This window comes from Faecalibacterium sp. An122, assembly GCF_002160895.1.
GTDB lineage: Bacteria > Bacillota > Clostridia > Oscillospirales > Ruminococcaceae > Faecalibacterium.
Genome location: NZ_NFLL01000031.1, coordinates 21021 through 27632 on the forward strand (window position 1 = coordinate 21021; position 6612 = coordinate 27632).

Below are 6612 nucleotides of genomic sequence, written 5' to 3' on the forward strand. Positions count from 1 at the left end.
TTTCAGGGCGTACCGATCGAGAAAATCAGTCTACACAAAACCTTGGACTCACTGGGGCGCAGCCCGGGAGCCTTATAAAGCGGCTGTAAGTTTACCGCCGGCAGGGCCTGGTGAAGATTACAGCAGTCAGTGGTACCAGGTGAAAGCTTTTTGCCTACTTTTTCTCCGAAAAAGTAGGACCCTCTTGCGCTTAGCCGATTTTTGCGGCGCACCACGGCGGGTGCTTGCAAAAATCGGAGCGCTGCGCCTGAGCCGCCGCGGCTGTTTCTGCCGCAGGCAGCGCCGCGCCGGCTCAGCCCAGGCTGATGCCCATGCGGCGGGCGACGGTGAGCAGGTCGCAGCTCTCGGGGATGTTGCGGCTCTTGCCGGCCACATCCTCCAGACGGTTCTCGATGACCCGGCCGTTCACCATGGCCACCGTCACGCCGTAGCGCTCCGCCTCCACCAGCTTGGCCGCATGGCTGCCGAACTGGGTGGACAGAACGCGGTCATAGGCGCAGGGCGTGCCGCCCCGCTGCATGTGGCCCGGAATGCACACACGGGTCTCCATGCCGGTCTTTTTCTGGACCGCCGCCGCAATGCGGTTGGTGGCGGTGGCCCCAAAGCCGGCCTCTGCACGCTTGGCCGTCCACTCTTTCCGCTTCATCCGGGCTTCCTCGGCGTTCAGGGCGCCCTCCGCCACCGCAATGATGGAGAAGTTGGACCCGTTCTTGGCCCGGCGCTCCACGGCGGCACAGACCCGGTCGATGTCGTAGGGCAGCTCGGGCAGCAGGATGATGTCTGCGCCGCCGGCAATGCCTGCGTACAACGTCAGCCAGCCGGCCTTGTTGCCCATGATCTCAATGCACATCACCCGGCTGTGGCTGCCGGCGGTGGTGTGAATCCGGTCGATGACGTCGGTGGCAATGTCCACCGCCGTGTGGAAACCAAAGGTCACATCGGTGCCGTAAATGTCGTTGTCAATGGTCTTGGGCAGGCCGATGATGTTCAACCCTTCCTGGGACAGCAGGTTGGCGGTCTTGTGGGTGCCGTTGCCGCCCAGACACAGCAGACAATCCAGCTTCAGGTCCTTGTAGGTCTTTTTCATGGCGGCGACCTTGTCGATCTTGTCCTCCTCGATGACCTGCATCATCTTGAAGGGGGTCCGCTTGGTGCCCAGAATCGTGCCGCCCAGGGTCAGCAGCCCGCGGAAATCATCCGGCTCCATCTTCTTGTAGTCGCCGTTGATCAGGCCGTGGTAGCCGTTCAGAATGCCGATGATCTCCACGTTGTCGCCCATCCGCACATACAGCGCTTTCGCTACGCCCCGGATGGTCGCGTTCAGGCCGGGGCAGTCGCCGCCGGCGGTCAGAATGCCAACACGTTTTTTCATGGTTATCCCTCGTTTCTGTGTTTGATGGAGGCGCAGCGCCCCCCTGCCGGCAGCCGCTGCACCCATACCTTCTTTATTAAGATGTATTAAGATTAGTCCGAAATGCCTCATCTGTCAAGGTTTTTCGGCCCGCTTTTTGTAAAAAATGCCTGTCTGCGTTCCGCCCGCCCGGGCCGGAAAATCCTGCGCCCAAAAACTTGAAAAAACAGTTGACAACGCCGCCTGGATGGAGTATAATATCCCTTGTCAGCGGACGGCCGAGCCGCTGGGACAACTGAATAACATGATGGGGATTTGCATAGTGGTAGTGCGGTAGACTCTGACTCTACTTGTGGGAGTTCGATTCTCTCATCCCCAACCAAACCGCAGCCCAACCCGCTGCGGTATTTTCGGGGCATAGCGCAGCTGGTAGCGCGCCTGGTTCGGGACTAGGAGGCCGTGGGTTCAAATCCCGCTGCTCCGACCAAAAGACGAATGTCGAAAGACATTCGTCTTTTTTGTTGTTCGGGCTGGAAATATCCCGCAAAATCCATAGCTTTTCGGGGCGGTTTTTGGGGAAATGGACGAAAATATCCCGGGGACGGGCCGATGGCTTTACAAGTGGGATCTGGTGTGCTAAAATTCAAGACGTTATCACTGCACCACTTTAGCGTGGTAAAAAGAACGGAGCGGGGAGGCCGTACCGGAGGGGGCGGCCTCAGTAGTAAGGAGGATCTACCATGAGAAAGTTTAAGAAAGCAGTTTCGCTGTTCCTGACGGCGGCCATGGCCCTGTCCTTTGCGGCCTGCGGCGGCACCACCACCGCGGCCTCCAGCGCAGCCGGTTCGGCCGCCGGTTCCGATGCCGCAGCCAGCGCCTCCAGCGCGGCGGATTCGGCCGCCCCGGCCGAAAGCGACCTGGCCTATGTCCAGGACAAGGGCACCCTGGTGGTGGGCATGACCGACTTTGCCCCCATGGACTACCGGGACGAAAACGGCGAGTGGATCGGCTTTGACGCCGACATGGCCAAGGCCTTTGGCGAATATCTGGGCGTCGAGGTGGAGTTCCTGGAGATCAACTGGGACAACAAGCTGATGGAGCTGGACACCAAGGGCGTGGATGCCGTCTGGAACGGCATGACCATCACCGATGAGGTGACCAATGGCGCTTCGGTGTCCGAGCCCTACTGCAACAACGGCCAGGTGGTGGTTCTGCCGGCCGACAAGGCCGCCGACTACCAGACGGTGGAGAGCCTGTCGGGTCTGAACTTCGCGGTGGAGAACGGCTCGGCCGGCGCCGCACAGCTGGATGAGCTGGGCCTGAACTATGTGGCCAAGACCACCCAGGCCGACGCCCTGATGGAAGTGGCTTCGGGCGCATCCGACGCCTGCGTCATCGACCTGCTGATGGCGGGCGCCATGATCGGCGAGGGCACCAGCTATCCCGACCTGACCTACACCGTCCAGCTGAACAGCGAGGAATACGGCGTGGCCTTCCGCAAGGGTTCCGACCTGACCGACGCCTTCAACACCTTCTGGAAGGAAGCCTATGACGACGGCACCGTCATGGAGACCGCCACCACCTACGGCGTCCAGGAGTCGGTGATCGAAAAATAATCCCCCCGGGCGCTGAGCGCCTGCCTGTTATTCTGGAACATTTGCCCCAGAGGGCTGCGGCACCCTGGGGCAAATGTTCCTGTCATGTACATGATCCGCCTGTAAAGAGAGGGAATCCGTTATGCTGCTGTCCGTCACCCTGACGCTGCTGGAGGGCCTGGGCGCCACCCTGAAACTGTTCGCCCTGACCCTGCTGTTTGCGCTGCCGCTGGGCCTGGTGATCGCCCTGGGCGCCATGAGCCGCCTGACCCCGCTGCGCTGGTTTGTCAGCATGGTGGTCTGGGTGGTGCGGGGCACCCCCCTGATGATCCAGATTTTGATTATTTTCTATGGCCCCGGCCTGTTGTTTGACCTGCCGCTGCTGCCCCGGTTCGGGGCGGCGCTGCTGTCCTTTGTCATCAACTACGCCTGCTATTTCTCCGAGATTTACCGCGGCGGCATCCAGTCCATCCCCCGGGGCCAGTACGAGGCCGGCGAGGTGCTGGGCATGACCCGCAGCCAGATTTTCTTCAAGGTCACCCTGCTGCAGGTCATCAAGCGGATTGTGCCCCCCATGGGCAACGAGTTCATCACCCTGGTGAAGGACACCGCCCTGGTGCGGGTCATCTCGGTGTATGAGATCATCTGGATGGGCGAATCCTACATCAAAAAGGGCATGATCTGGCCCCTGTTCTATACGGCTGTGTTCTACCTGGTGGTCAACGGCATTTTGACGCTGCTGTTCCGCTGGGCCGAGAAGAAGCTGGATTATTTCCGCTGAGGAGGTGCGCGGTATGCCGGTTCTGGAAGTCAAGAACATCGAAAAACACTTCGGCGCCACCCGCGTGCTGGAGGACATCAGCTTTAACCTGGAGAAGGGCCAGGCCCTGGCCATCATCGGGTCTTCGGGCAGCGGCAAGACCACCCTGCTGCGGTGCCTGAACTTTCTGGAGACCCCCGACCGGGGTCAGATCCTGGTGAACGGGGAGACCCTGTTCGACGCCGCCGACCCCGCCACCCAGCGGGAGGCGGAAGTCCGCCGCAAGCGGCTCCACTTCGGGCTGGTGTTCCAGTCCTTCAACCTGTTTCCCCAGTATACGGCCCTGCAGAACGTGACCTTGGCCAAGGAGCTGCTGGCCAAGGAACAGCCCGACTACAAGGCCCGCAAAAAGGAAATTCACGCCGCCATCGAGGCCGAGGGCCGGGAACTGCTGGCCCGGATGGGCCTGGCCGACCGGGCCAACCACTACCCCCATCAGCTTTCGGGCGGCCAGCAGCAGCGGGTGGCCATCGCCCGGGCGCTGGCCCTCCATCCCGACATCCTCTGTTTTGACGAGCCCACCAGCGCCCTGGACCCCGAACTCACCGGCGAGGTGCTGAAGGTCATCCGCTCCCTGGCCGAGCAGAAGACCACCATGATCATCGTCACCCACGAAATGGCCTTTGCCCGGGACGTGGCCGACCAGATCATTTTCATGGACGGCGGCGTCATTGTGGAGCAGGGCCCCGCCCACGACGTCATCGAGCGCCCCAAACAGGAGCGTACCCGCCAGTTCCTGGCCCGCTACGCCCAGGAGCGATAAAAAAGCAAAATCCAATACACGCGGCAAAGCGCCTCCCATCGGGTTTCCCGGCGGGGGCGCTTTGGCGTGTCCGGGCGGGCCGGACAGAAGGGGAAACCCGCCCCCAAACCCAAACCGGCCGCTTGTGGGCTGTGCACAGAGGACGGGCCGGTCTTTTGTGGAGTTTGGCGGGAGAAGGCTTGGAGGGTCAGCGGCGGCCTGCCGCGTACATGGGCAGGAACAGCCCGCCCAGCAGCAAAAACAGGCTGACGTATTCCAGCCATCCCATCCACCCGGCGGGGGCCCACAGGGCCGCGGTCAGATGGAGCAGAGGCAGGAGGGACACCGCCAGGCAGGCCCAGACCCGGGCGGCCAACACCACCCGGGGCCAGTTCTGGTTGTTGAGGGCAAGGCCGGGAAGATGCATCCGGAGGATGCCGTCGCAGAAAAAGCCGATGGGGTGCTGGTCGTAGAGATCCGGGAGCCGCAGGGGCACCAGCAGCCAGAAATACCCTCCGAACCCCGCGGCCAGCAGCACCGAGAGCAGCAGGTTTTCGCTCCACCCGCCCCACCGGTGACAGCCGTACATCCCGGCGGCCCCCGCCGCCAGCGCCAGCAGGAACCAGAGGGCCTGACGGCGGTTTTGGGCCTGGAAAGCCCGCGGGGCTTTGGAGCCGGGATAGGTGATGGCGGTTTGGACGGCCTGCTCCACCGCCGCCGCGGTCATGGGCTGGGCCTGAGGGCACCGGCGGCACAGCAGCAGTTCGGTCACCGTCACCCCAAGGGCCTCGGCCAGGGGAATCAGCAGGGCCGGGTCGGGGATGCTCAGACCCCGCTCCCACTTGCTGACGGCCTTGTCGGACACAAAGAGCGTCTCGGCCAGCTGGCGCTGGGTGAGGCCCTTTTCCCGGCGGAGGGCGGCGAGAAACGTGCCGAAGGCATCTTTATCCAGTTGGTACATGCAATCCACCTCGTTTTCCGTTGTTTGCTGGCCCCACTCTAGCAGCCGGCGCCGGACTTGTCAATCGACGGACGGTAGAATGGACGAAAGAGCGATGTAAAGTGAAGGGACGGATGGTACAATGCGCTGGCATGAAAAAAGACCCGCCGGAGCGGGCCTTTTGAGATAGAAGATATGGGGTTGCTTGATATGGACTGTGTTGCCGATATAGGTTTACCCAAACATAGAAGTCTGTCAGAAAATCAGGCTTCTCATCCGTTCCTTTGACGTGAGCATGACCCATCAGAGAAAAAGACGAACCAGTTGGTTGAAAAGACTTCCCAAGTTGAACGAGGCGCCCCAGTCGAAATAACGGCCGGAAGAAATGGTATCCACATTGGAATGGGTTGCCACAGCGCTCACCGAAGAAGAACCACGTCTCCCAATAGAGCTGGTGGAAGCCTGGGATGCGGTAGCGACCGTGTCAGTGTTGACCTGACTGTTCTTGGAACCAAAGGAGACGTCCAGACCACCCAGCAGGTACGAGATAAAACCCAAGACACCACTGGTGGTGAGGGCACCGCCTGTGATCTGCTCCATTTCCTGGGTGCCCATTACGCTGCAGCTATGGGGCACCACGAGCTCTGTGTTGAATTTCATAGTAAAACTCCTTGTTCTTATAATAGACATGTTTGTTCAACGAGGGATGTTCGGTAGGAAAGATGGAATTGCCTTGCCTGGCAAATATATAAGTTACTGATGGTAAAGACCGACAAGTTTATTCAAAAATACCTGTCTTTCCTGATCTTCATAACCTCTAAAGACGATTTCGTCAATGTCTTCGTGGTTGAACAGATACTGGAAATCTCCACCGATATGCCCCTCCGGATACAAAATACCCAGGTAATCGTACTGCTTGTCAAGTTCGTCTTCTTTGCTCTGCAAAACGCCAGTAATCATCAAACGCTTCTGACCATTCTGCAGTCGAACGATGGAGCCGATGGGAAGTAAATCCTTTATTTTCACTGTTTATGCCTCCTGCCATGCTAGGGTGTATCTGAAAACTCAAAAACGCCCAAAAAAGTGTTAAAAAGACAAGAAAAAGACATAAAAGGATTCTATCATAGGCAGTGCAAGGAAGTGATAGCATGACGATTCATCGTT

7 protein-coding genes and 2 tRNA genes are annotated in these 6612 nt (G+C 59.8%); 5 read left to right on the top strand and 4 right to left on the bottom strand.

Annotated elements, in window-relative coordinates; genetic code table 11:
* Positions 1-292 precede the first annotated feature (292 nt).
* Positions 293-1372, bottom strand: coding sequence for an ATP-dependent 6-phosphofructokinase (locus tag B5E67_RS13320; protein ID WP_087249040.1), 1080 nt, complete (start codon positions 1370-1372; stop codon positions 293-295).
* Between the two features lie 287 nt (positions 1373-1659).
* Between B5E67_RS13320 and B5E67_RS13325 the strand changes: the two genes are divergently transcribed.
* From B5E67_RS13325 to B5E67_RS13345, 5 genes are all read left to right on the top strand, one after another.
* A tRNA-Gln gene (locus B5E67_RS13325) sits at positions 1660-1733 on the top strand.
* Between the two features lie 29 nt (positions 1734-1762).
* Positions 1763-1838 (top strand) — tRNA-Pro (locus B5E67_RS13330).
* 253 nt (positions 1839-2091) lie between these two features.
* Positions 2092-2967 (top strand): transporter substrate-binding domain-containing protein, encoded by an 876-nt coding sequence (locus B5E67_RS13335; RefSeq protein ID WP_087385654.1) that lies wholly within the window; start codon positions 2092-2094, stop codon positions 2965-2967.
* Between the two features lie 121 nt (positions 2968-3088).
* Positions 3089-3727: an amino acid ABC transporter permease gene (locus B5E67_RS13340; protein ID WP_087249044.1), complete on the top strand. Its 639-nt coding sequence runs from the start codon at positions 3089-3091 to the stop codon at positions 3725-3727.
* Between the two features lie 13 nt (positions 3728-3740).
* Positions 3741-4529 carry an amino acid ABC transporter ATP-binding protein gene (locus B5E67_RS13345; RefSeq protein WP_087249046.1) on the top strand — a complete coding sequence of 263 codons (789 nt, stop codon included), beginning with the start codon at positions 3741-3743 and terminating at the stop codon, positions 4527-4529.
* A gap of 187 nt (positions 4530-4716) precedes the next feature.
* Here B5E67_RS13345 and B5E67_RS13350 read toward each other — a convergent pair whose 3' ends face one another.
* The 3 genes from B5E67_RS13350 to B5E67_RS13360 form a co-directional block, all read right to left on the bottom strand.
* Positions 4717-5469, bottom strand: coding sequence for a helix-turn-helix transcriptional regulator (locus tag B5E67_RS13350; protein WP_087385655.1), 753 nt, complete (start codon positions 5467-5469; stop codon positions 4717-4719).
* 282 nt (positions 5470-5751) lie between these two features.
* On the bottom strand, positions 5752-6108 hold the full coding sequence (locus tag B5E67_RS13355) for a hypothetical protein (protein ID WP_087385656.1): 357 nt from the start codon (positions 6106-6108) through the stop codon (positions 5752-5754).
* A gap of 93 nt (positions 6109-6201) precedes the next feature.
* Positions 6202-6474 carry a DUF4176 domain-containing protein gene (locus tag B5E67_RS13360; protein ID WP_087385657.1) on the bottom strand — a complete coding sequence of 91 codons (273 nt, stop codon included), beginning with the start codon at positions 6472-6474 and terminating at the stop codon, positions 6202-6204.
* Positions 6475-6612: the final 138 nt, after the last annotated feature.